General features: G+C 58.8%; 23 protein-coding genes. 15 read left to right on the forward strand and 8 right to left on the reverse strand.

Annotation, left to right across the window (positions count from 1 at the left end):
- A complete protein-coding gene (locus J1C59_RS01905) occupies positions 1-2,076 on the reverse strand; it encodes a YccS/YhfK family putative transporter (protein WP_128085329.1) in 2,076 nt (691 codons plus the stop codon).
- 57 nt (positions 2,077-2,133) lie between these two features.
- On the reverse strand, positions 2,134-2,766 hold the full coding sequence (crp, locus tag J1C59_RS01910) for a cAMP-activated global transcriptional regulator CRP (RefSeq protein ID WP_003852956.1): 633 nt from the start codon (positions 2,764-2,766) through the stop codon (positions 2,134-2,136).
- A 304-nt stretch (positions 2,767-3,070) separates the two neighbouring features.
- Between crp and J1C59_RS01915 the strand changes: the two genes are divergently transcribed.
- The gene (locus J1C59_RS01915) at positions 3,071-3,475 is read left to right on the forward strand and encodes an OsmC family protein (protein WP_128085328.1); all 405 of its coding nucleotides are present in this window, start codon (positions 3,071-3,073) and stop codon (positions 3,473-3,475) included.
- Between the two features lie 376 nt (positions 3,476-3,851).
- Here the strand turns inward: J1C59_RS01915 and J1C59_RS01920 are convergent, their stop codons facing one another.
- The 3 genes from J1C59_RS01920 to J1C59_RS01930 all read right to left on the reverse strand — a co-directional run bounded on the left by J1C59_RS01920 (position 3,852) and on the right by J1C59_RS01930 (position 6,022).
- Positions 3,852-4,721, reverse strand: a complete 870-nt coding sequence (locus J1C59_RS01920; RefSeq protein ID WP_128085327.1) for a phosphoribulokinase — start codon at positions 4,719-4,721, stop codon at positions 3,852-3,854.
- A gap of 61 nt (positions 4,722-4,782) precedes the next feature.
- The gene (locus tag J1C59_RS01925; protein WP_128085326.1) at positions 4,783-5,001 is read right to left on the reverse strand and encodes a YheU family protein; all 219 of its coding nucleotides are present in this window, start codon (positions 4,999-5,001) and stop codon (positions 4,783-4,785) included.
- 4 nt (positions 5,002-5,005) lie between these two features.
- Positions 5,006-6,022: a hydrolase gene (locus J1C59_RS01930; protein WP_128085325.1), complete on the reverse strand. Its 1,017-nt coding sequence runs from the start codon at positions 6,020-6,022 to the stop codon at positions 5,006-5,008.
- Between the two features lie 58 nt (positions 6,023-6,080).
- Between J1C59_RS01930 and J1C59_RS01935 the strand changes: the two genes are divergently transcribed.
- Positions 6,081-6,683: a LysE family translocator gene (locus J1C59_RS01935; protein WP_128085324.1), complete on the forward strand. Its 603-nt coding sequence runs from the start codon at positions 6,081-6,083 to the stop codon at positions 6,681-6,683.
- 1 nt (position 6,684) lies between these two features.
- On the opposite strand, the gene J1C59_RS01940 is transcribed toward J1C59_RS01935, so the two are convergent.
- Positions 6,685-7,665 carry a LacI family DNA-binding transcriptional regulator gene (locus J1C59_RS01940; RefSeq protein ID WP_128085323.1) on the reverse strand — a complete coding sequence of 327 codons (981 nt, stop codon included), beginning with the start codon at positions 7,663-7,665 and terminating at the stop codon, positions 6,685-6,687.
- 234 nt (positions 7,666-7,899) lie between these two features.
- On the opposite strand from J1C59_RS01940, the gene tauA reads away from it, so the two are divergent.
- The 4 genes from tauA to tauD are packed head-to-tail and all read left to right on the forward strand — an operon-like array spanning position 7,900 to position 11,314.
- Positions 7,900-8,877, forward strand: a complete 978-nt coding sequence (tauA, locus tag J1C59_RS01945) for a taurine ABC transporter substrate-binding protein (RefSeq protein WP_128085322.1) — start codon at positions 7,900-7,902, stop codon at positions 8,875-8,877.
- 9 nt (positions 8,878-8,886) lie between these two features.
- Entirely contained in the window at positions 8,887-9,654 is a 768-nt protein-coding gene (tauB, locus tag J1C59_RS01950) for a taurine ABC transporter ATP-binding subunit (protein WP_128085321.1), read from the forward strand.
- Positions 9,651-10,478: a taurine ABC transporter permease TauC gene (tauC, locus tag J1C59_RS01955; RefSeq protein WP_128085320.1), complete on the forward strand. Its 828-nt coding sequence runs from the start codon at positions 9,651-9,653 to the stop codon at positions 10,476-10,478. Before tauB ends, tauC begins: the two co-directional genes overlap by 4 nt.
- Positions 10,475-11,314 carry a taurine dioxygenase gene (gene tauD, locus J1C59_RS01960; protein ID WP_128085319.1) on the forward strand — a complete coding sequence of 280 codons (840 nt, stop codon included), beginning with the start codon at positions 10,475-10,477 and terminating at the stop codon, positions 11,312-11,314. Before tauC ends, tauD begins: the two co-directional genes overlap by 4 nt.
- Positions 11,315-11,356: 42 nt before the next feature.
- Here tauD and J1C59_RS01965 read toward each other — a convergent pair whose 3' ends face one another.
- On the reverse strand, positions 11,357-13,261 hold the full coding sequence (locus J1C59_RS01965; protein ID WP_128085318.1) for an ABC transporter ATP-binding protein: 1,905 nt from the start codon (positions 13,259-13,261) through the stop codon (positions 11,357-11,359).
- Positions 13,262-13,373: 112 nt separating this feature from the next.
- On the opposite strand from J1C59_RS01965, the gene kefG reads away from it, so the two are divergent.
- The 4 genes from kefG to slyD all read left to right on the forward strand — a co-directional run bounded on the left by kefG (position 13,374) and on the right by slyD (position 16,705).
- Positions 13,374-13,925 (forward strand): glutathione-regulated potassium-efflux system ancillary protein KefG, encoded by a 552-nt coding sequence (gene kefG, locus J1C59_RS01970; protein ID WP_111139700.1) that lies wholly within the window; start codon positions 13,374-13,376, stop codon positions 13,923-13,925.
- Complete coding sequence (kefB, locus tag J1C59_RS01975; RefSeq protein WP_111139699.1) at positions 13,926-15,731, forward strand: glutathione-regulated potassium-efflux system protein KefB; 1,806 nt, start codon at positions 13,926-13,928, stop codon at positions 15,729-15,731.
- A 21-nt stretch (positions 15,732-15,752) separates the two neighbouring features.
- Complete coding sequence (locus J1C59_RS01980) at positions 15,753-15,947, forward strand: YheV family putative zinc ribbon protein (protein ID WP_010253033.1); 195 nt, start codon at positions 15,753-15,755, stop codon at positions 15,945-15,947.
- 197 nt (positions 15,948-16,144) lie between these two features.
- Entirely contained in the window at positions 16,145-16,705 is a 561-nt protein-coding gene (gene slyD, locus J1C59_RS01985) for a peptidylprolyl isomerase (RefSeq protein ID WP_009087618.1), read from the forward strand.
- A gap of 83 nt (positions 16,706-16,788) precedes the next feature.
- Here the strand turns inward: slyD and J1C59_RS01990 are convergent, their stop codons facing one another.
- Positions 16,789-17,007: a SlyX family protein gene (locus J1C59_RS01990; RefSeq protein WP_128085317.1), complete on the reverse strand. Its 219-nt coding sequence runs from the start codon at positions 17,005-17,007 to the stop codon at positions 16,789-16,791.
- Positions 17,008-17,276: 269 nt separating this feature from the next.
- Between J1C59_RS01990 and fkpA the strand changes: the two genes are divergently transcribed.
- From fkpA to tusB, 5 genes are all read left to right on the forward strand, one after another.
- Positions 17,277-18,125 (forward strand): FKBP-type peptidyl-prolyl cis-trans isomerase, encoded by an 849-nt coding sequence (gene fkpA, locus J1C59_RS01995; RefSeq protein WP_128085316.1) that lies wholly within the window; start codon positions 17,277-17,279, stop codon positions 18,123-18,125.
- 166 nt (positions 18,126-18,291) lie between these two features.
- Positions 18,292-19,014, forward strand: coding sequence for a helix-turn-helix transcriptional regulator (locus tag J1C59_RS02000; RefSeq protein ID WP_009087612.1), 723 nt, complete (start codon positions 18,292-18,294; stop codon positions 19,012-19,014).
- The gene (gene tusD, locus J1C59_RS02005; protein WP_140917372.1) at positions 19,014-19,400 is read left to right on the forward strand and encodes a sulfurtransferase complex subunit TusD; all 387 of its coding nucleotides are present in this window, start codon (positions 19,014-19,016) and stop codon (positions 19,398-19,400) included. The genes J1C59_RS02000 and tusD overlap by 1 nt, the downstream gene beginning before the upstream one ends.
- Positions 19,400-19,759, forward strand: coding sequence for a sulfurtransferase complex subunit TusC (tusC, locus tag J1C59_RS02010; RefSeq protein ID WP_128085315.1), 360 nt, complete (start codon positions 19,400-19,402; stop codon positions 19,757-19,759). Before tusD ends, tusC begins: the two co-directional genes overlap by 1 nt.
- A gap of 9 nt (positions 19,760-19,768) precedes the next feature.
- Complete coding sequence (tusB, locus tag J1C59_RS02015; RefSeq protein WP_128085314.1) at positions 19,769-20,056, forward strand: sulfurtransferase complex subunit TusB; 288 nt, start codon at positions 19,769-19,771, stop codon at positions 20,054-20,056.
- The last annotated feature ends 118 nt before the right edge of the window (positions 20,057-20,174 follow it).

Below are 20,174 nucleotides of genomic sequence, written 5' to 3' on the forward strand. Positions count from 1 at the left end.
TCAGCGCTTCCGTAAATGCCGGATCAGCCAGCGGCCATGTTGCGGTCGCTGGCTCCACGCCAGCGATGAGATGGTGTGCATCACGCTCAGATGATCGAGGATGCGCCGCACATGCTGCTCCACGACCGTAACCGGCCCCTCACTGATATTCTCCAGCTCATCCAGCAGGTTGACCTGCGAGCTTGCACCCTCATACTCCAGCCGCTGCTGACACCGCTGCAGCGCGATTTCACAGGATTGCAGATAGCGCTCGGCCAGCGAGGCGGTGAGCATGGTGTGTTCGCGCGCCAGAATCGTCATCGCATTGATATGCTCGACGATAAACTGGCTGTGCGTCACCCAGAGCCGCATATCTTTCAGATACTGGGCGTTGAACGCCGGTTCCTGCATCGCCTGATTAAGGGAGTTGAACAGCGCATTGTGTGCCTGATTCACCTGCACGCGCTGGTAAGCCAGCTTGCCGGGCGATTGCTCATCGCCCAGCAGCAGCCGCAGCGCATCCTGATAGGTTTCCAGGGCATCATGCGCGTTCTGCCGCAGCAGGCCACTCTGCCACTGCGGCCAGAGCCAGAGCATTCCGCCAAAGGCGATCAGACAGCCCATCAGCGTATCCATCAGGCGCGGCAGCAGAAACTGCGCGCCGTTCAGCGACAGCAGCTGCAGCGAGTAGACGGCGGTCACCGTGAAGCCAATCATCGACCAGCCATAAAACTGACGGGTAAAGCGATAGCTGATAAAGGTGATGGCCAGCATGATCAGCAGCACCAGCGACTCCGGCACCGCCAGACGCAGCGTGGCGGCCGCGATCACCAGCCCGGCAAAGGTGCCCAGCGCCCGGTGCTGAATGCGGACGCGGGTGGCGCTGTAGCCGTTCTGGCTGACGAACATAATGGTCATCAGGATCCAGTAGGGCTTGGGAATGTTGAAGAACAGCGCCAGCGCGCTGCCCAGCATCAGCATGACCGCAAAGCGTCCGGCGGTACGCAGCGACGAGGAGCGCAGCGAGAGATAGCTGCGCAGGGCGGGCAGCAGCGGCAGACGACGCTGGCGATCGGCCATCAGGTCGCGCTGATAGAGCGGTTTCTGCGTGCGCAGGACCCGGGCAATCCGGTTGAAGTGATAGAGGCAGAAGTGCCCCACCGGATTGTCGGGATGCTGCCAGGTGATTTTCTCCAGCGCGCCGAGCTGTTTATCCATCGCGAAGCGCTCGGGTAACCGGTGATAGAGGATGTTATCCGCCAGCACCCGCAGCCGGGCCGAGATGGTTTTGGCATTCCAGCGGATCACCGCTTCGGCATGGCTCTGCTCGACCAGCTTCTGCACCTCTTCCGGCCGATGCAGGCTGACCGAGATATGCTCCTGCAGATCCAGCGCCACCTGAAAGGCGCGCGTCAGCCGCTTGTGGCTGTGGTCGCGGCTGGCCGACAGCATGTGCATCTGCTGATAACAGGTGTTGATCAGATCGACCACCTTCTGCTGACGAGCCAGCAGCGGCGGCAGGGCCTTCTCCGGATCGGTCAGCTGCGTCAGCAGGGTATATTTGGCGTCGCAGTAGTTGGCCAGCTCGCGGTAGATCAGGCTCAGGCTCTCGCGCATCGGCTGCTCTTTCCAGAGCCAGAACCAGAACCAGTTAAACAGCCCGTACCAGAGCGTACCGCCGATATAGAGCAGCGGCGGAACATAGATCGGCATGCGCCCGATCAGGCTCAGGGTAAAGATGGCGGCGATAAGGGTGCCGGGCAGCAGGCGGCCATGCAGCGGGCTGATCTCCCCGGTTACGCCGAGCAGCAGCGGCATAATAAACAGGATCAGCGGCAGCGGCACCGCCTGCAGGGTGAGCCACTGGATCAGGAAGCTGCCGAGGGCAAACAGGCTGCCACCGACGATCAGGCGTTTGAAGAAGCGTTTATGCGGCGTATCCAGACCGGCGATGTTGCAGCAGGCGGGCACCAGTGAGAAGAGCAGACCCTTTTGCAGGTCGCCAGCCAGCCAGCCCAGCGCCACCGGCAGGCAGAGCACCAGCGTTTGCCGCAGGGCGTAGTTCACTTCAGGATGGTAGATTATTCGACGCCACATCGGCTCAGCACAAACAATAACGGCGTGATGTTGCCATCACGCCGTGGGTGACAGGAATCAGCGGGTGCCGTAAACGACGATGGTTTTGCCGTGTGCAGAGATCAGGTTCTGATCTTCCAGCATCTTCAGAATACGGCCCACGGTTTCACGTGAACACCCTACAATCTGGCCAATTTCCTGACGCGTAATTTTAATTTGCATGCCGTCGGGATGCGTCATGGCATCTGGCTGTTTCGCCAGGTTAAGCAGGGTCTGTGCAATGCGTCCGGTAACGTCGAGGAAAGCGAGGTTACCCACTTTTTCGGACGTGACCTGCAGGCGACGCGCCATCTGCGACGAGAGTCGCATCAGGATGTCAGGGTTCACCTGGATCAGCTGACGGAATTTCTTATACGAAATCTCTGCCACTTCACACGCGCTTTTCGCACGTACCCAGGCGCTGCGCTCCTGGCCTTCTTCGAACAGGCCAAGCTCACCAATAAAATCACCCTGATTCAGGTAGGAAAGAATCATCTCTTTGCCTTCTTCATCTTTAATCAGAACCGCGACGGAACCTTTCACGATGTAGTAAAGCGTTTCTGCTTTTTCACCTTGATGAATCAGCGTACTTTTGGATGGATACTTGTGAATATGGCAATGGGACAGGAACCATTCGAGTGTAGGGTCTGTTTGCGGTTTGCCGAGAACCATTCGCTATTATCCTCTGTTGTAATCGTGCCCAAAATACAGGGGGCAGTTTTCCCTGTCAGGCGGTGAAAGCTTCAAGCGTTTTCCATTTCAGGAAATTATTCGGGCCGCATCAGGCGCAGTGCGCATCATTCTTCCCGGCTTCGTCATCGGGTGACGAAAAATATTTTCAGCACTGTTTGTAGCACAGCTTTAGCCGACTGTCTTCTGTTGTCTCGCTTCAGCTACGGGCGGATTTCTCCGGATTGCTGTTTACCAGGGGAAAGCGTACTCTGGCGGCAAAACAGTGTATTCCGGAGCAAAAAACATGCAGGCAAGAGTGAAGTGGGTAGAAGGGCTGACATTCCTCGGAGAATCCTCATCCGGCCATCAGATCCTGATGGATGGTAATTCAGGGGATAAAGCGCCCAGCCCAATGGAGATGGTGCTGATGGCGGCGGGCGGATGCAGCGCGATCGATGTGGTCTCAATTCTGCAAAAAGGCCGCAACGATGTGGCTGATTGTGAAGTAAAACTGACCTCAGAACGTCGTGAAGAGGCGCCGCGAATCTTTACGCACATCAACCTGCATTTTATCGTCAGTGGCAAAGCGCTCCAGGATAAAGCGGTCTCACGCGCGGTGGATCTTTCGGCGGAAAAATATTGCTCGGTCGCCATCATGCTGGGCAAAGGCGTGACGATCACGCACAGCTACGAAGTGATCGCGCTGTAACCGTCATCGGTGTTTGAGGTTGCCGGTAGTCTGTTGTCAGACCTTAGCATCGCAGAGAGTCTGCGTTGAGACAGTGATGGCGCAGCGAAGCGGGTCAGATCGGTAAAGCCGCAACGTCCGCCCTTTATGGCATGCTCTGCCCGCGCCCTCCTGGCGCGGGACACTTTCCGCTTCTGACGCTCTTCCCTGCCTGCTGAACTTTTCTGTTACGGCCAGATGCTTTCTGCCCGCGGTTGTCTATCGCGGCCTGACTGAAACCGGATGCGGCTACCGGACGTCTGCTTCCTGAAGCCTGCTCAGCGAGTTAAGCTTATCCGCTGCGATAACATTGCCTGCTCTGGTTTTTAAACCGTCTGAAGAGCGCTTTCCTGGCCCCTTACTCTATCCGTTTGCCTTCCATCAGCCGTTTCACCAGCGGGCCCATAATGAGCTCCATCGCCAGACCCATTTTGCCGCCCGGCACCACCAGCGTATTGATGTGCGAGATAAAGGAGCCCTGCAACATCGCCAGCAGATAGGGGAAGTCGATATCTTCCAGCGCCTGAAAGTGAATCACGACAAAACTCTCATCCAGCGACGGGATGGCACGGGCGGCGAACGGGTTGGAGGTGTCCACGGTCGGGACGCGCTGGAAGTTGATATGGGTGCGGGAGAACTGGGGCGTAATGAAGTTAATGTAATCCTCCATCGACCGGACCACCGAGTCCATCACCGCCTCACGGGAATGGCCGCGCTCGCCGGTATCGCGCACCAGCTTCTGGATCCACTCAAGGTTAACAATCGGCACCACGCCAACCAGCAGATCGACCTGCTCCGCCACGTTGTGCTGCGCCGTCACCACGCCGCCGTGCAGCCCCTCATAGAAAAGAATATCGGTGTTCTGCGGCAGCGGCTGCCACGGCGTAAAGGTACCCGGTACCTGATTCCACGGCACCGCCTCATCGTAGGTGTGCAGATATTTGCGCGACTGCCCCTGTCCGCTATAGCCATACTCTTTAAAGCTCTGCTCCAGCAGGCCAAAGTCATTGGCTTCGGGGCCGAAGTAGCTGACGTGACGTCCTAAATCGCGCGCCTTACGAATCGCCATATCCATCTCAGGACGGGTAAAACGGTGAAAACTGTCGCCTTCCAGCTCCGCCGCACGAAGATCAAGCTGCTGAAAGATTTTGCGAAACGCGAGGCTGGTGGTGGTGGTTCCTGCACCGCTGGAACCGGTCACCGCGATAATAGGATGACGTGCAGACATAGAGAAGCTCCCTGTGAGATCGGGTAACAGGCATTGTTAGCATGAAATGGCAGCAGGCGCATCAGCCATGAAAGGCGTTGCGCGGCATAATATTGACCGATTCATGCAGTTCCGACCACACCAGTACCACTTCACCGCTTTCCAGCTGGCGTCGTACATCCGCCACTTTGTCCAGCAGGCTGCGCTCCTGCTCGCCGTAGTCTGTGCCTTCGCGCAGCACAAAGGTTTCAATCAGGTTTTCAAGGGTCTCAGGCGAGACCTGTTGCCAGGGAATAATCACGAGATCAGTTATCCAGAAAAGGGGCGATCCACTGAGGGATGCGCTGTTCCAGCCACATTTCAGGCTGGCGTAATGTGCCGCCGACAAAACCTACGTGGCCGCCGTGTGATGTCAGTTGATACGTAATAGTGGCAGATAATTGACCGCTCTGCGGGATCACCTCATCACTCATAAAGGGATCGTCACGGGCGTGCAGGATCAGCAGCGGTTTTTCTACCTGCTTCAGCCAGGGCATGGCGCTGGCGCGATGATAGTAATCTGCCGCATCCAGAAAACCGTGGGCGCGTGCCGTAATTGCATCATCGAAATCGCGCAGCCGCCGCAGCGCCTTCAGCTCCGCCAGATTCACCGGCAGCGTGTCCGGCCAGGCGTGCAGCTTACGGCGGGCATTCTTCTTGAGCTGGGCCAGCAGATAGTGCTGGTAGAAGCGTGAAAAACCGCGTTCCAGTCTGACGCTGCAGGGTGCCAGCAGCAGCGGCGCGGAAACAATTACACCGGCGTCGACCTCTGCGGCGGCGCCCTCCTGACCCAGCAGGCAGCCCAGCATGTTGCCGCCCAGCGAAAACCCCACGGCGGCGGTGGGCACGCGGCCCCAGCGGGTGTGCAGCCAGCGCAGGAAAAAGCGGGCGTCGTCGGTTTCACCGGAGTGATAGATGCGGTTCAGCCGGTTAGGCTCGCCGCTGCAGCCGCGAAAATGCATCACCGCCGCCAGCCAGCCGCGCGCGCGACAGATCGCCATCAGGCCGTGAATATAGGGGCTGTGAAAACTCCCCTCCAGCCCGTGAAACAGCACCACGCGTGGCTTATGCTGCGCAGAGTGCGGATCTTCACTCCAGGCGAGATCGACAAAATCGCCATCGGGCAGATCGAGACGCTGCCAGTGGGGAACCAGCGTGCTGCGTCGGCGTAACAGACGCGGCAGCATCGTCTGCAGGTGCGCGTTTCGCAGCCCGGCAGGCGGCATGAACTGCTCGTTTTCCGGTCCGGTAAATTTCATGTGGTAAAAGCTTGTCTGTTCCATATCACACTGTTAGCTTCGATAGGTTTTTTCTTGCCGGGGCAGGGAGTACCCGATTGTCATGGAACTGAGTCTTTTCTTATCAATGTTGGGCTTTCTCTGGGTCGCGGCGATCACGCCCGGCCCCAATAATATGTTACTCACCGCCTCGGGCGCTAATTTTGGCTTCATGCGCACCTTTCCACTGATGATTGGCATCATGATCGGGATGCAGGTGATGCTGCTGATGGTGGCCTTTGGCGTGGGGGGGCTGATCCTGCTCTATCCTTCGCTGCATCTGGTGCTGAAAATTGCCGGCAGCCTCTATCTGCTCTGGCTGGCGTGGAAAATCGCCACCGCCAGTTACGAAAAGCTGGAGACCGATGCGGCACCCGATGCGCCCATGCCGTTCTGGCAGGGTGGGCTGCTGCAGCTGATCAATCCCAAGGCCTGGCTGATGGCGCTGGGCGCGGTCGCCAGCTTCAGCCTGGCCGGTGACGCCTATCGTCACTCTGTGATGGCGATCAGCGTCGGCATGTTTATGGTTAACCTGGTGTCTGGCGTCATCTGGATGGGATTTGGCGCGATGATTGGCCGCATCCTGCGCAGCCGTCGCGCCTGGAAAATCTTTAACGTGGCGATGGGGCTGCTGACCGCTGCCTGCGTCCTGTTAATCTGGCACTGAGTCAGCTGGATGCGCGTTCAACGCGCGTCCAGGGCAATACCTCATGGATCACCGGCGCGTTAGGCTGACGGATCTTTTGCAGCAGCAACTGCACACTGCGCGCGCCCAGCTCGTTCATCGGCTGCTCAATGGTGGTCAGCGGCGGGTTAAGGCTGCGGGTAAAGGGCACGCCATCAAATCCTACCACGGCCAGATCCTCCGGCACCCGGAGACCCGCCTCCAGCGCGGCGTGCACCACGCCGACCGCCAGCACATCGGATACGGCAAACACCGCATCGGGCGGTTCTGGCAGCGCCATCAGTTCGCGCAGCGCCTGACTGCCCGCTTCGGGCGTAATCTCATAGGTATAGGCAACGGCGGACCACGCATGGCCCAGCTCGTCTATCGCCTGCCGGTAGCCCTTTTCCCGGTGATGTGAATAGAGGTAGCGCATGTCGCCATTCACCAGACCGATGCGCTGGCGCCCTTTGCCCGCGAGGTAGTGGACGGTGTCGCGCGCCGCCTCGAGGTGGTCGATGCTGACGGATGAGGCGGGGATTGCCGGATCGAATTCACAGCACTGCACCCAGGGCGCACCCGCAATCAGCGCCTGCAGATCCTGCAAGCCGGACGCCGCATCCATCGTGATCACGCCATCCACCACTTTGCCGGTCAGCAAGCTCAGATAGGCGGCTTCGCGCTGGAGCTGCGAGGCGGAGTTGCAGAGCAGGATATGGTAGCCATGCAGTTCGGCTTCGGCCTCGATACCCTGAACCACGCGTGAACAGAAGGGGTTGGTGATATCCGAGATCAGCACCAGCAGCATGTGGCTCTGCGCCGTGCGCAACTGACGCGCCAGCAGGTTGGGCTGATAGTCGCAGGCAGAGATTGCCGCCAGAACTTTCTCACGCGTGTGAGGCTTTACGCCGGGATGCGCGTTGAGAACCCGCGATACCGTGGCTTTAGAGACGCCAGCCAGTTGAGCGACTTTCTCGATCGACATCAGATACAGAGACCTTAACAGGCAGTGATTGGGAATGCATATCAATAACACAGGGGCAATGTGAGCGCCTGACATTTTTGCTTACTTTAGCCTTTTTCAGCAATTGCGATTTCCGACTTACGTTTGCAGATAGTGATCTAAGAACTTATTTCTATAGGGGATAATTTTTAATTCCTTTATGAAATTATAGCGCCCGGAGACACTGCCCCCACGATAAAAAAGGGGGACGCGATCATGGCAGCAACACGTTTAACATTTTTAGCGGCGGCGCTGGCGCTGCTGGCTTTCAGGGCAGAAGCGGTCAATGTCACCGTCGCCTGGCAGACCTCTGCTGAACCGGCAAAGGTGGCGCAGGCCGACAACAGTTTTGCTAAAGCGAGCGGGGCCAGCGTTGACTGGCGCAAGTTTGACAGCGGCGCAGGCGTGCTTCGCGCGCTGGCCTCCGGCGACGTGCAGATTGGCAATATCGGCTCCAGCCCGCTGGCGGTCGCGGCGGCGCAGAAGCTGCCGATCGAAGCCTTTTTACTCGCCTCTCAGCTGGGAAACTCTGAAGCGCTGGTGGTGAAGAAGAGCATCACGCATCCCCAGGATCTCATCGGCAAGCGCATCGCCGTGCCGTTTATCTCCACCACCCATTACAGCCTGCTGGCGGCCCTGAAACACTGGGGCATTAAGCCATCGCAGGTCCAGCTGGTAAACCTGCAGCCGCCCGCCATTATCGCAGCCTGGCAGCGGGGCGATATTGATGGCGCCTACGTCTGGGCACCGGCGGTGAACGAGCTGGAAAAAGAGGGCCGGGTGTTAACCGACTCGGCGGAAGTCGGACGCTGGGGATCGCCAACGCTGGATGTCTGGGTGGTGCGCAAAGATTTTGCGGAGCAGCATCCGGAGATCGTCACCGCTTTCGCCCGCAGCGCGATCGAGGCGCAGCAGGCCTACCTAAACGGCCCCGATAACTGGCTGAAGCAGCCTGAGAACCTCAGTAAGCTCTCGCGCCTGAGCGGCGTGCCGGAAGCGCAGGTGCCGGGACTGGTCAAAGGCAATACCTACCTCACGGCACAGCAGCAGGTTGAGCAGCTGGGCAAACCGGTCAACCAGGCGATCGTCGATACCGCGCAGTTCCTGAAAGCACAGGGCAGAGTGCCGCAGGCGGACAACGACTACAGCAGCTACGTGACCTCGCGCTTCGTCGCGCCACTCGTGAAACCCTAAGGAGGCACCATGCTGCGCATCGCTCACCTCAACGCACGGTATGCCGGACAGCCGGTGTTGCAGGATATCAACCTGCAGCTGGACAGCCATGAACTGCTGGTAGTGCTCGGCCCGTCCGGCTGCGGCAAAACGACCCTGCTCAATCTGGTTGCCGGATTTCTGCCCGTGGAGTCGGGCAGTATCACGCTGGATAATCAGCCGGTGACCGGACCCGGCGCAGAGCGCGGCGTGGTGTTTCAGCATGAAGGCCTGCTGCCGTGGCGTAACGTGCTGGAAAACGTGGCCTTTGGCCTGCAGCTGGCGGGGATGGCGCGTCAGGCACGGGAGACCATTGCGCGGAGGCTTATCAGGCAGGTCGGTCTGGAAGGTGCAGAGACGCGCGCCATCTGGCAGCTCTCCGGCGGTCAGCGGCAGCGGGTCGGTATCGCGCGTGCGCTGGCCACCGATCCGCAACTGCTGCTATTGGATGAACCCTTTGGCGCGCTGGATGCCTTTACCCGTGAGCAGATGCAGACCCTGCTGCTGACGCTGTGGCGCGACAGTGGAAAACAGATCCTGCTGATTACCCACGATATAGAAGAGGCGATCTTTCTCGCCAGTGAACTGATCCTGCTGTCGCCCGGGCCGGGCCGCATCGTTGAGCGGCTGCGCCCCGGCTTCGGTCAGCGCTTTGCCGCGGGCGAGTCGTGCCGCAGCATCAAATCCGATCCGGACTTTATCGCTCAGCGTGAATATGTGCTGAGCCGGGTATTCGACCAGCGGGAGGCGTTTGCATGAGCGCCTTCACGCATGACAAATCGCTGCCGGCTCGTCGCCGCCTGCGCTGGCCCTTTTCGATCCCCTTTACGCTGAGCCTGCTGAGCCTGTCACTGCTGCTACTGATCTGGTGGGGCGTGACCGCGCTGGGCCTGATCGCGCCGCTATTCCTGCCGTCGCCGCAGCAGGTGTTCAGCAAGCTGCTGGTGATCGCCAGCGCGCAGGGCTTTATGGATGCCACGCTGTGGCAGCACCTGGCCGCCAGCCTGACGCGGATGCTGATTGCGCTGACGGCAGCGGCGGCGATTGGCATTCCGGTGGGGATTCTGATGGGGCTCAGCCCGATTGCCCGCGGGCTGCTCGATCCGCTGATCGAACTCTATCGGCCGATTCCGCCGCTCGCCTATCTGCCGCTGATGGTGATCTGGTTCGGCATCGGAGAAACCTCGAAGATCCTGCTGATCTACCTGGCCATCTTCGCACCGGTCACGCTCTCGACCCTGGCGGGCGTGCGGAATACACAACAGGTGCGGCTGCGGGCGGCGCGTTCACTGGGGGCGAATCGCTGGCAGCTGCTGCGCTGGGTGATTCTGCCCGGCGCCCTGCCGGAGATCCTCACCGGCCTGCGTATTGGCCTGGGGGTGGGCTGGTCCACTCTGGTGGCGGCGGAGCTGATTGCCGCCACGCGGGGTCTGGGATTTATGGTGCAGTCCGCGGGAGAGTTTCTCGCCACGGATGTGGTGCTGGCGGGGATCGCGGTGATCGCCCTTATCGCTTTTAGTTTAGAACTCGGGCTGCGCGCGTTGCAGCGTCGCCTGACGCCCTGGAGTGGAGAACAGTCATGAATGAACGTCTCAGTTTTACCCCGCTTGGTCCGTGGATTGGCGCGCAGGTTGCAAACCTGGATCTCTCCCGCCCGCTGAGCGATGCACAGTTTGAGCAGCTCTATCACGGCCTGCTGCGTCACCAGGTGCTGTTTCTGCGCGACCAGAAAATAACGCCGGAACAGCACCGGGCGCTGGCGATCCGCTTTGGCGATCTGCACATCCATCCGGTCTATCCCCATGCGGAGGGCGTGAAGGAGATCATCGTGCTGGATACGCACCAGGATAATCCGCCGGACAACGACAACTGGCACACCGATGTCACCTTCATCGACACGCCACCAGCCATCGCCCTGCTGGCCTCAAAGGTGCTGCCGGAAGCGGGCGGCGATACGCTCTGGACCAGCGGGATTGCGGCTTACGAGGCGCTCTCTGAACCCTTTAAGCAGCTGCTGGCCGGCCTGAGCGCCGAGCATGATTTTAAAAAGTCTTTCCAGGAGTTTAAGTACCGCAAAACGGAAGAGGAGCATCAGCGCTGGCAGCAGGCGGTGGCGAAGCATCCGCCGGTGCAGCATCCGGTGATCCGCACCCACCCGGTCAGCGGCAGGAAAGCGCTGTTTGTGAATGAGGGCTTTACCACGCGGATTGTGGATCTCAGCGAGAAGGAGAGCGATGCGGTGCTGAGCTTTCTGTTTGCCCACGCCACCAAACCGGAGTTTCAGGTGCGCTGGCGCTGGCAGCCAGACGATCTGGCGATCTGGGATAATCGGGTGACGCAGCATTATGCCAATGCTGACTACTATCCTGCCCGGCGGGTCATGCAGCGGGCGACGGTACTGGGCGACAGGCCGCGCTAAGCGCGAGGCGTTCTCCCTGCGGGCAGGGAGAACGCCTGCGTGTCAGGCACTCATCATCTTTTCGAGCTGTTCCTGCGCGTCGAGCCACGCCATCTCCACCTCTTCCAGCGCCGATTTACTCTCCGCCTGACGCTGCAGCGCCGTGGTCAGATCGGCTTTACGCCCCGGCTCATAAATCGCACTGTCGGAGAGCTGCGCTTCCGCCTCGGCGAGCTGGCTCTGCCACTTGCTCATCTGCTTTTCCAGTTTCTCGATCTCTTTACGCAGCGGCTGCGTCTGGGTGCGCAGTTCGGCATCGCGGCGCTTCTGATCTTTGCGCGCCTGGGCGCTGTTGCCGTTATCTGACTTCGGCGCGGCCTCCTGCTGCGCCTGCTGCTTTTGCAGGTCACTCAGCCACTGCTGATAATCTTCGAGATCGCCGGCAAATACATCGACTTTGCCATCGTGCACCAGATAGAGATCGTCGGTGGTGGCGCGCAGCAGATGACGGTCGTGCGAGACCACCACCAGCGCCCCTTCGAAGTCGATCAGCGCCTCGGTCAGCGCCTGACGCATATCAAGATCGAGGTGGTTGGTCGGTTCGTCGAGCAGCAGCAGGTTAGGGCGCTGCCAGACGATCAGCGCCAGCACCAGCCGCGCTTTCTCGCCGCCGGAGAAGCGCTCCGTGTTTTCAGTTACCTTATCGCCACGGAAATCGAAACCGCCCAGGTAGTCGCGCAGCTGCTGCTCCAGCACGTTGGGCGCAATGCGCGCCAGATGCTGAAGCGGGGATTCGTCGGCCCGCAGATATTCCAGCTGATGCTGAGCGAAGTAGCCGAGCTTGATCCCTTTAGACAGCCCGATCCTGCCCTCCATCGCCTCCAGCTCGCCCGCCAGCAGCTTAATCAGCGTCGATTTACCGGCACCGTTGCGCCCCAGCAGGCCAATGCGCGAACCCGGCACCAGGTTAAGTTTGATGGCGTCCAGAATGATGCGATCGCCATAACCCGCGGTGACCTTCTCCATCTTCAGCAGCGGATTGGGCAGGTTTTCCGGCTTGCGGAAGGTGAAGCTGAACGGGTTATCGACGTGGGCGGGCGCGATCATCTCCATGCGTTCCAGCATCTTGATGCGGCTCTGCGCCTGTTTCGCCTTAGTCGCCTGGGCGCGGAAGCGATCGATGTAGCTGTGCAGGTGCGCCACTTTCTGCTGCTGGCTCTCATACAGCGACTGCTGCTGCGCCAGTTTGGCGACGCGCTGCCGCTCAAAGGAGCTGTAGTTGCCGGTATATTCGAACATCGACGCCTGTTCGATATGAATGATTTTGTCGACGACCGGATCGAGAAAATCACGATCGTGTGAGATCAGGATCAGCGTGCCTTCGTAGCTCTTCAGCCAGCGCTCCAGCCAGATCACGGCATCGAGATCCAGGTGGTTAGTCGGTTCATCCAGCAGCAGCAGGTCGGAGCGGCAAATCAGCGCCTGCGCCAGGTTGAGTCGCATGCGCCAGCCACCGGAGAAGTCGCTGACCGGCCGTTGCAGCTGCTCCTGGCTGAAGCCCAGACCGTGCAGCAGGCTTGAGGCGCGTGCATGGATGCTCCACGCCTGTACCGCATCCAGTTTGCCATGCAGCAGCGCGATGGCGTTGCCATCGTCACGCAGATTGGCCTCCGCCAGTTCTGCCTCCAGCTGGCGATAGACGCGGTCACCGTCGATGACATACTCCAGCGCGGCTTTGTCGAGCGCCGGGGTTTCCTGATTCACCCAGGCCAGCGCCCAGTGTGCCGGAAGCGTAACGGTGCCGGCATCGCTGGTGATTTCACCTTTTAACAGCGACAGCAGCGTGGATTTACCACAGCCGTTTTTTCCCACCAGCCCGACCTTCTGACCCGGATTGATGGTGGCGGTGGCGTTGTCGAGCAGGACGCGGATGCCGCGGCGAATTTGTAAGGCAGAGAAGACAATCATGTAAGCGCCGTATCGTCAGAATATGTTAATTTACTGGCAACATAATGAGATTTTGCTGCGTCGTGCATGGTAGCGGAAAACCGCCTCAATGACGACGCTTTGGAGGGAAAGGATGTCGCAGCCACCCAGGGTATTACTGCTTTTTGCTCATCCGGAATTACAGGATTCGGTGGCTAACCGGATTCTGCTGCAGCCGGCTCAGGCGCTGGAACATGTCACCGTGCACGATCTGTACGCGACCTATCCGGATTTTTTTATCGATATTCATCACGAACAGCAGCTGCTGCGTGAGCATGATGTCATCATTTTTCAACATCCGCTCTATACCTATAGCTGTCCGGCCCTGCTGAAAGAGTGGCTGGATCGCGTGTTGTCGCGCGGCTTCGCCAACGGCGTGGATGGCAATGCGCTGGAAGGAAAGTACTGGCGCAGCGTCGTCACCACCGGCGAGCCGGAAAGTGCTTTTAAACAGCAGGGCCTGAACCGCTATTCGCTCAATGACATTATGCGTCCTTTTGAGCTGACCGCGCAGATGTGCCGGATGCACTGGATGCCGCCGATGATAGTCTATTGGGCGCGTCGTCAGGGGCCGGAATTAATGAAAAACTACGCCCGCGCCTATGGCGACTGGCTGGCAGCACCGCTGCCGAACGGAGGAGTATAGATGGAAGGACAAACGCTGCTGACCGCCGGGGTGATCTATCTGGTCGCGGCGGTCTTGCTGGTACCGGTCGCCGCTCGCCTGGGGATTGGCGCCGTGCTGGGTTATCTGGTCGCGGGTATCGCTATCGGCCCGTGGGGATTAGGCTTTATCAGTGACGTCGAAGAGATTCTTCATTTCTCGGAGCTGGGCGTGGTCTTCCTGATGTTTATCATCGGGCTGGAGCTTAACCCGGCAAAGCTGTGGGCGCTGCGCCGCTCCATTTTTGGGGTCGGCGCGGCGCAGGTTATCTTCTCCGCCGCGATTCTCGGCGGTTTATTGTGGCTGACGGACTTTAGCTGGCAGGCGGCGATCATCGGCGGCATCGGGCTGGCGATGTCCTCGACCGCCATGGCGCTGCAGCTGATGATGGACAAGGGCATGAACCGCAGCGAGGCGGGGCAACTGGGCTTTTCGGTTCTGCTGTTTCAGGATATCGCGGTCATCCCTGCGCTGGCGCTGATCCCGCTGCTGGCGGGCACCGACAGCGGCCATATTGACTGGATGAAAGTCGGCATGAAGGTTGTGGCGTTCGCCGGGATGCTGGTGGGCGGACGCTATCTGCTGCGGCCTATCTTCCGCTATATCGCCGCATCGGGCGTACGCGAGGTCTTTACGGCAGCGTCGCTGCTGCTGGTTCTTGGCTCGGCGCTCTTTATGGATGCGCTGGGGCTGTCGATGGCGCTGGGCACCTTTATCGCCGGTATCCTGCTGGCGGAGAGCGAATATCGCCACGAGCTGGAAGTCGCGATCGAGCCGTTTAAAGGGTTACTGCTGGGGCTGTTCTTTATCTCGGTGGGCATGGCGCTCAACCTCGGGGTGCTCTATACCCATATTGTGACCATCCTGCTGGGCGTGATCACGCTGGTGGCGGTGAAAACGGTGGTGCTCTATCTGCTGGCCCGCATCTATGGTCTGCGCAGCTCCGAGCGGCAGCAGTTTGCGGGCGTGCTGAGCCAGGGCGGCGAGTTCGCTTTCGTGCTCTTTTCTGCGGCGTCGTCGGCAAAACTGTTCGCCGGCGATCAGCTGCCGATGCTGCTGGTCACCGTAACGCTGTCGATGATGACCACGCCGCTGCTGATGCAGGGGATCGATCGTCTGCTGGCGCGACGCTTTAACGAGCCGGACGATGAGGCGGAGAAGCACTTCGTTGAGGATGATCAGCCGCAGGTGATTGTGGTGGGCTTTGGCCGCTTCGGTCAGGTGGTGGGCCGTCTGCTGATGGCGAACAACAAACGCATCACCGTGCTGGAGCGCGATATCAGCGCGGTTAACCTGATGCGGAAATATGGCTATAAGGTCTATTACGGTGACGCTACCGAACTGGAACTGCTGCGGGCCGCCGGTGCGGCCAGCGCCCAGTCGATAGTGATTACCTGTAGCGAGCCGGAAGATGTGATGACCATCGTGCATCTCTGCCAGCAGCACTTTCCGCAGTTGCAGATTCAGGCGCGCGCTCGTGGACGTGTGGAAGCGCACGAGCTGTTACAGGCTGGCGTGACGCAGTTCTCGCGCGAAACGTTCTCCAGTGCGCTGGAGCTGGGACGCAAAACATTGATGTCGCTGGGGATGCATCCGCATCAGGCGCACCGCGCCCAGCAGCATTTCCGCCGGCTGGATATGCGGATGCTGCGCGAGCTGATGCCGAATCCGGCCGAAAGCGCCCAGGCTTCGCGCGTGCGTGAAGCGCGGCGTGAACTGGAAGATATCTTCCAGCGTGAAATGCAGCGCGAGAAGCGGCAGATCGACGGCTGGGACGATGATCAATAATCTTTTTAAAGGCAGAAGCTGATGCGTAAACGTTTTATTGCAGGTGCGACATGCCCGCACTGCCAGGAGAAGGACACGCTGGCGATGTGGCGCGAAAATAATGTCGATGTGGTGGAGTGCGTGAAATGCGGTCACCAGATGCGTGAGGCCGATAAACAGGCCCGCGATCAGGTTCGCACGAATGAGCAGGTTATCGGCATTTTCCATCCGGAATAGCGTAAGCGACCAGCTTTTTTTACGCTTAAACTTACAGCGGCATTGAATTCCGTTACAATTGACGCCATTAAGGCTGGAGTCGCAAGAGAAAGTGAAACCCCTCTTGTACTCAGCCCCGAACCTTTCTGGTTGGTGTTATTGCACGCAAGAATAGACCAATGAGACGGGATCTCAGCTCTCAACGGTTAGGAGATATCATGAAAGTAGCAAAAGACCTGGTGGTAAGCCTGGCCTATCAGGTACGTACAGAAGACGGCGTGTTAGTTGACGAGTCACCGGTGAGTGCACCGTTAGACTACCTGCACGGTCATGGTTCCCTGATTTCTGGTCTGGAAAATGCGCTGGAAAACCACGTTGCCGGCGACAAGTTTGACGTGCATATCCCGGCAAACGACGCTTACGGTCAGTATGACGACAACCTGGTGCAGCGCGTTCCTAAAGACGTCTTCATGGGCGTTGACGAACTGCAGGTCGGCATGCGCTTCCTGGCAGAGACCGATCAGGGCCCGGTACCGGTAGAAATCACCGAAGTGGAAGACGATCACGTCGTGGTTGATGGTAACCACATGCTGGCGGGTCAGAACCTGAACTTCAACGTTGAAGTGGTTGCTATCCGTGAAGCCACACCGGAAGAACTGGCACATGGCCACGTTCACGGTGCTGATGGCCATCATCACGACCACGATCATGGTCATGATCACGACCACGATCACGGTAAAGGCGGTTGTGGTACAGGCGGCTGTGGCTGCAGCCACTAAGTCCCGACACATCGTTCAAGGCCACCTCCGGGTGGCCTTTCTTTTGGCGCGTATCGGGTCCGGTGTGTCTGATGTCCGTGCGCTTAATAGTGCGGCGGAGGGGTCTCTTCAGATTGAGAGGCGACCATGGAGGGCGCATTAGCCTTGAGCTTGTCGGTTAAAATGCGCATCTGCTCCCGCAGCTTACTCATCTGCAGCTCGTGCTCAACGACCACCGTGTTCAGTTGATCAATCGTCATCTCCTGAAAGGCCAGTTTGCTCTCTAACGTCTCCAGACGCTGTTCCCACTCGGATTGTTGCATGACCTGTTCCTCTGTTAAGGTGCGATTCGGGGCGTGATTCTACGACCTGACTGCCAGGAATCACCTGTTTTTTTCACGTTCTCCGGCGTTGCGCTTGAAAAAAGGGGGCGCGCCATCATCTCTGATGAAACTTCCCGATGTTATAAAGGTCGGAGGTAGACCGGGTAATTACATTGTGGGAGTGTTCGACACTGCCACGTAAAGTTATAGTGTGGACCCTCAAGTCCGCAATGTTTCCCGAGGTTAGACGCTTCGGTTTTGGAGAAAGGATGAAATCACTGTTTAAAGTCACAATGTTAGCTACCACGATGGCCGTTGCGCTGAATGCTCCGCTGGCCATGGCGGCAGACACGGCAGCCGCACCTCAGGCTGCACCGGCTGCGGCGCCACAGTCTGCGCCTCAGGCACCGAAAAATGCGGCCTTCAAAGATGAAGACCAGCAGTCTGCTTACGCGCTGGGTGCTTCACTGGGACGCTACATGGACAACTCCCTGAAGGAGCAGGAAAAACTGGGCATCAAACTGGACAAGCAGCAGCTGATCGCGGGCGTTCAGGATGCATTCGGTGGCAAGAGCAAACTCTCTGATGAAGAGATCGAGCAGACCCTGCAATCCTTCGAAGGCCGCGTAAAAGGCGCAGCCTCAGCGAAAATGGAAAAAGATGCGAAAGAGAACGCCGATAAGGGCGCAGCTTACGCAACCAAATTTGCTAAAGAGAGCGGCGTAAAGAAATCTGAAACCGGCCTGCTCTATAAAGTTGAGAAAGAGGGCACCGGTGACGCACCTAAAGACAGCGACACCGTAGTTGTGAACTACAAAGGTACGCTGATCGACGGCACAGAGTTCGATAACTCTTACACCCGTGGCGAGCCACTCTCATTCCGTCTGGATGGCGTGATCCCGGGCTGGACTGAAGGTCTGAAGCACGTGAAGAAAGGCGGCAAGATCAAGCTGGTGATCCCACCACAGCTGGCCTACGGTAAAAATGGCGTTCCGGGCATTCCGGCTAACTCCACGCTGGTGTTCGATGTTGAACTGCTGGATATCAAACCGGCACCAAAGGCCGATGAAAAAGCACAGGCCCCAGCGCCTGCTGCCGCTGCACAGAAAGCGCAGTAATCTGCCAGCCGCCGCCTCCGGGCGGCGGTTTCATTTCCGCGTCACGACAAACCTCTGGCATAAGCCGACGACATTTGCCAGACTAATGCCTGCCGAATTATCCCAATATTGAGTCTGCCCATAAGCCGCTGTGACAGGCTCCAGCCATTCAGGGTGAAACTCTTCAATGTCTAATCCATTCAATCCGGGTGAACTGAGCGACTTCGATCTGCTTGAGCAGCGCCCGTTCGAACAAACTGATTACGATATTCTGAAATCGTACGAGGCTGTCGTGGATGGCCTGGCCATGCTGATTGGCTCCCACTGCGAGATTGTCCTGCATTCGCTTGAGGATCTTAAGTGTTCGGCGGTGCGCATCGCCAATGGCGAGCACACCGGACGTAAAGTCGGTTCACCGATTACCGATTTAGCGCTGCGCATGCTGCACGATATGCACGGAGCGGACAGTAATGTGTCGCGCGCCTATTTCACCCGGGCCAAAAGTGGCGTGCTGATGAAGTCGGTCACGATCGCGATCCGTAATCGTCAGCAGCGGGTGATTGGCCTGCTCTGTATCAACATGAACCTCGATGTGCCGTTCTCACAGATTATGTCGACCTTTATGCCGCCCGAGATGCAGCAGGTTGATTCCAGCGTGAACTTCGCCAGCTCGGTGGACGACCTGGTGATGCAGACGCTGGAGTTTACGATCGAAGAGGTGAGCGCGGACCGCAATGTCTCAAACAACGCCAAGAACCGTCAGATTGTGCTGAATCTCTATGAGAAGGGGATCTTTGACATCAAGGATGCGATAAACCAGGTGGCGGATCGTCTGAACATCTCAAAGCACACGGTCTATCTCTATATCCGCCAGTTTAAAAACGGCGACTTCCAGGGACAGGATCGGTAATGCGTTACACCCTGCTGGTCACCGGCCCGGCCTATGGAACACAACAGGCGACCAGCGCGTGGCTCTTTGCCCGTGCGCTGCTGGCGGCGGGCCATCAGCTTGACAGCGTGTTCTTCTACCGGGAAGGGGTGCTGAACGCGAACCAGCTTACCGCGCCAGCCAGCGACGAGTTTGATCTGGTCCGGGCGTGGCAGACATTGCATCAGGAGCAGGGCGTGGTACTGAATATCTGTGTGGCGGCCGCGCTGCGGCGTGGCGTCAGCGATCCGCAGGAGTCGGCACGGCTTCAGCTGGCGGGCAGTAACCTGCAGCCGGGCTTTACCCTGAGCGGGCTGGGGGCGCTGGCCGAGGCGGCGCTGCGCTGCGAACGTCTGGTGCAATTCTGATGAACCGGGTCGCATTTGTCTTTACGCAGGCACCGCACGGAAGCAGTGCCGGACGGGAAGGGCTGGACGCGGCGCTGGCAACGGGCGCACTCAGCGAGGATATCGGCCTGTTTTTTATTGGCGATGGCGTTCTGCAGCTCAACCTGCATCAGCAACCTGAGGCGATCAGGAGCCGTCACTACGCGGCGACCTTTGGCGTACTGGCCCTGTATGACATTGAGCAGTGCTATCTCTGCCGGACCTCACTGGAGGCACGGGGGCTGGATGCTGAGGCTGAGCGGTTGCTGGACGTTACGCTGCTGGATGCGCCTGCGTTGCGCCAGACCCTGGCCAGCTACGACCGCATCCTGACTTTCTGAGAGGCGCGAATGCTGCACACTTTATTGCACTCCCCGTCACACAGCGATCTTGAAACGCTGATATTGATGACGGAAGCCGGAGATGACCTGCTGCTGCTGCAGGATGGAGTACTGGCAGCCGTGGCGGGCAGTCGCGCTCTGCAGCAACTGGCCGCCAGCCCTGCGACGCTGTGGGTGCTGGAGGAGGACGTTCAGGCGCGCGGGCTCGCTGGACAAATTTCGACCAGCGTACACGCTATAGACTATAATGGGTTTGTCACGCTAACGATCAGGCATCCGCAACAAATGGTCTGGTGATCGGCTAAAACCTGGTTATTTCTTGACACCCCTTTGACGCAGCCCTAAAATTCTGCCTCCTCGTAATTCTACGAGGCGATTTATTACGTGTTTACGAAGCAAAAGCAAATCCAGGAGC

It is taken from the genome of Pantoea deleyi, from assembly GCF_022647325.1.
Lineage (GTDB): Bacteria > Pseudomonadota > Gammaproteobacteria > Enterobacterales > Enterobacteriaceae > Pantoea > Pantoea deleyi.

Excerpts from the sequence above, each read along its gene's own strand:
- tusB (WP_128085314.1), top strand. The coding sequence starts at position 19,769 with ATGCTGCACACTTTATTGCACTCCCCGTCACACAGCGATCTTGAAACG.
- tusC (WP_128085315.1), top strand. The coding sequence starts at position 19,400 with ATGAACCGGGTCGCATTTGTCTTTACGCAGGCACCGCACGGAAGCAGT.
- crp (WP_003852956.1), bottom strand. The coding sequence starts at position 2,766 with ATGGTTCTCGGCAAACCGCAAACAGACCCTACACTCGAATGGTTCCTG.
- J1C59_RS02000 (WP_009087612.1), top strand. The coding sequence starts at position 18,292 with ATGTCTAATCCATTCAATCCGGGTGAACTGAGCGACTTCGATCTGCTT.
- tauC (WP_128085320.1), top strand. The coding sequence starts at position 9,651 with ATGAGCGCCTTCACGCATGACAAATCGCTGCCGGCTCGTCGCCGCCTG.
- J1C59_RS01930 (WP_128085325.1), bottom strand. The coding sequence starts at position 6,022 with ATGGAACAGACAAGCTTTTACCACATGAAATTTACCGGACCGGAAAAC.
- slyD (WP_009087618.1), top strand. The coding sequence starts at position 16,145 with ATGAAAGTAGCAAAAGACCTGGTGGTAAGCCTGGCCTATCAGGTACGT.
- J1C59_RS01990 (WP_128085317.1), bottom strand. The coding sequence starts at position 17,007 with ATGCAACAATCCGAGTGGGAACAGCGTCTGGAGACGTTAGAGAGCAAA.
- J1C59_RS01920 (WP_128085327.1), bottom strand. The coding sequence starts at position 4,721 with ATGTCTGCACGTCATCCTATTATCGCGGTGACCGGTTCCAGCGGTGCA.
- J1C59_RS01965 (WP_128085318.1), bottom strand. The coding sequence starts at position 13,261 with ATGATTGTCTTCTCTGCCTTACAAATTCGCCGCGGCATCCGCGTCCTG.
- kefG (WP_111139700.1), top strand. The coding sequence starts at position 13,374 with ATGTCGCAGCCACCCAGGGTATTACTGCTTTTTGCTCATCCGGAATTA.
- J1C59_RS01905 (WP_128085329.1), bottom strand. The coding sequence starts at position 2,076 with ATGTGGCGTCGAATAATCTACCATCCTGAAGTGAACTACGCCCTGCGG.
- tauD (WP_128085319.1), top strand. The coding sequence starts at position 10,475 with ATGAATGAACGTCTCAGTTTTACCCCGCTTGGTCCGTGGATTGGCGCG.
- J1C59_RS01980 (WP_010253033.1), top strand. The coding sequence starts at position 15,753 with ATGCGTAAACGTTTTATTGCAGGTGCGACATGCCCGCACTGCCAGGAG.
- J1C59_RS01915 (WP_128085328.1), top strand. The coding sequence starts at position 3,071 with ATGCAGGCAAGAGTGAAGTGGGTAGAAGGGCTGACATTCCTCGGAGAA.
- tauA (WP_128085322.1), top strand. The coding sequence starts at position 7,900 with ATGGCAGCAACACGTTTAACATTTTTAGCGGCGGCGCTGGCGCTGCTG.
- J1C59_RS01940 (WP_128085323.1), bottom strand. The coding sequence starts at position 7,665 with ATGTCGATCGAGAAAGTCGCTCAACTGGCTGGCGTCTCTAAAGCCACG.
- fkpA (WP_128085316.1), top strand. The coding sequence starts at position 17,277 with ATGAAATCACTGTTTAAAGTCACAATGTTAGCTACCACGATGGCCGTT.
- tauB (WP_128085321.1), top strand. The coding sequence starts at position 8,887 with ATGCTGCGCATCGCTCACCTCAACGCACGGTATGCCGGACAGCCGGTG.
- kefB (WP_111139699.1), top strand. The coding sequence starts at position 13,926 with ATGGAAGGACAAACGCTGCTGACCGCCGGGGTGATCTATCTGGTCGCG.
- tusD (WP_140917372.1), top strand. The coding sequence starts at position 19,014 with ATGCGTTACACCCTGCTGGTCACCGGCCCGGCCTATGGAACACAACAG.
- J1C59_RS01935 (WP_128085324.1), top strand. The coding sequence starts at position 6,081 with ATGGAACTGAGTCTTTTCTTATCAATGTTGGGCTTTCTCTGGGTCGCG.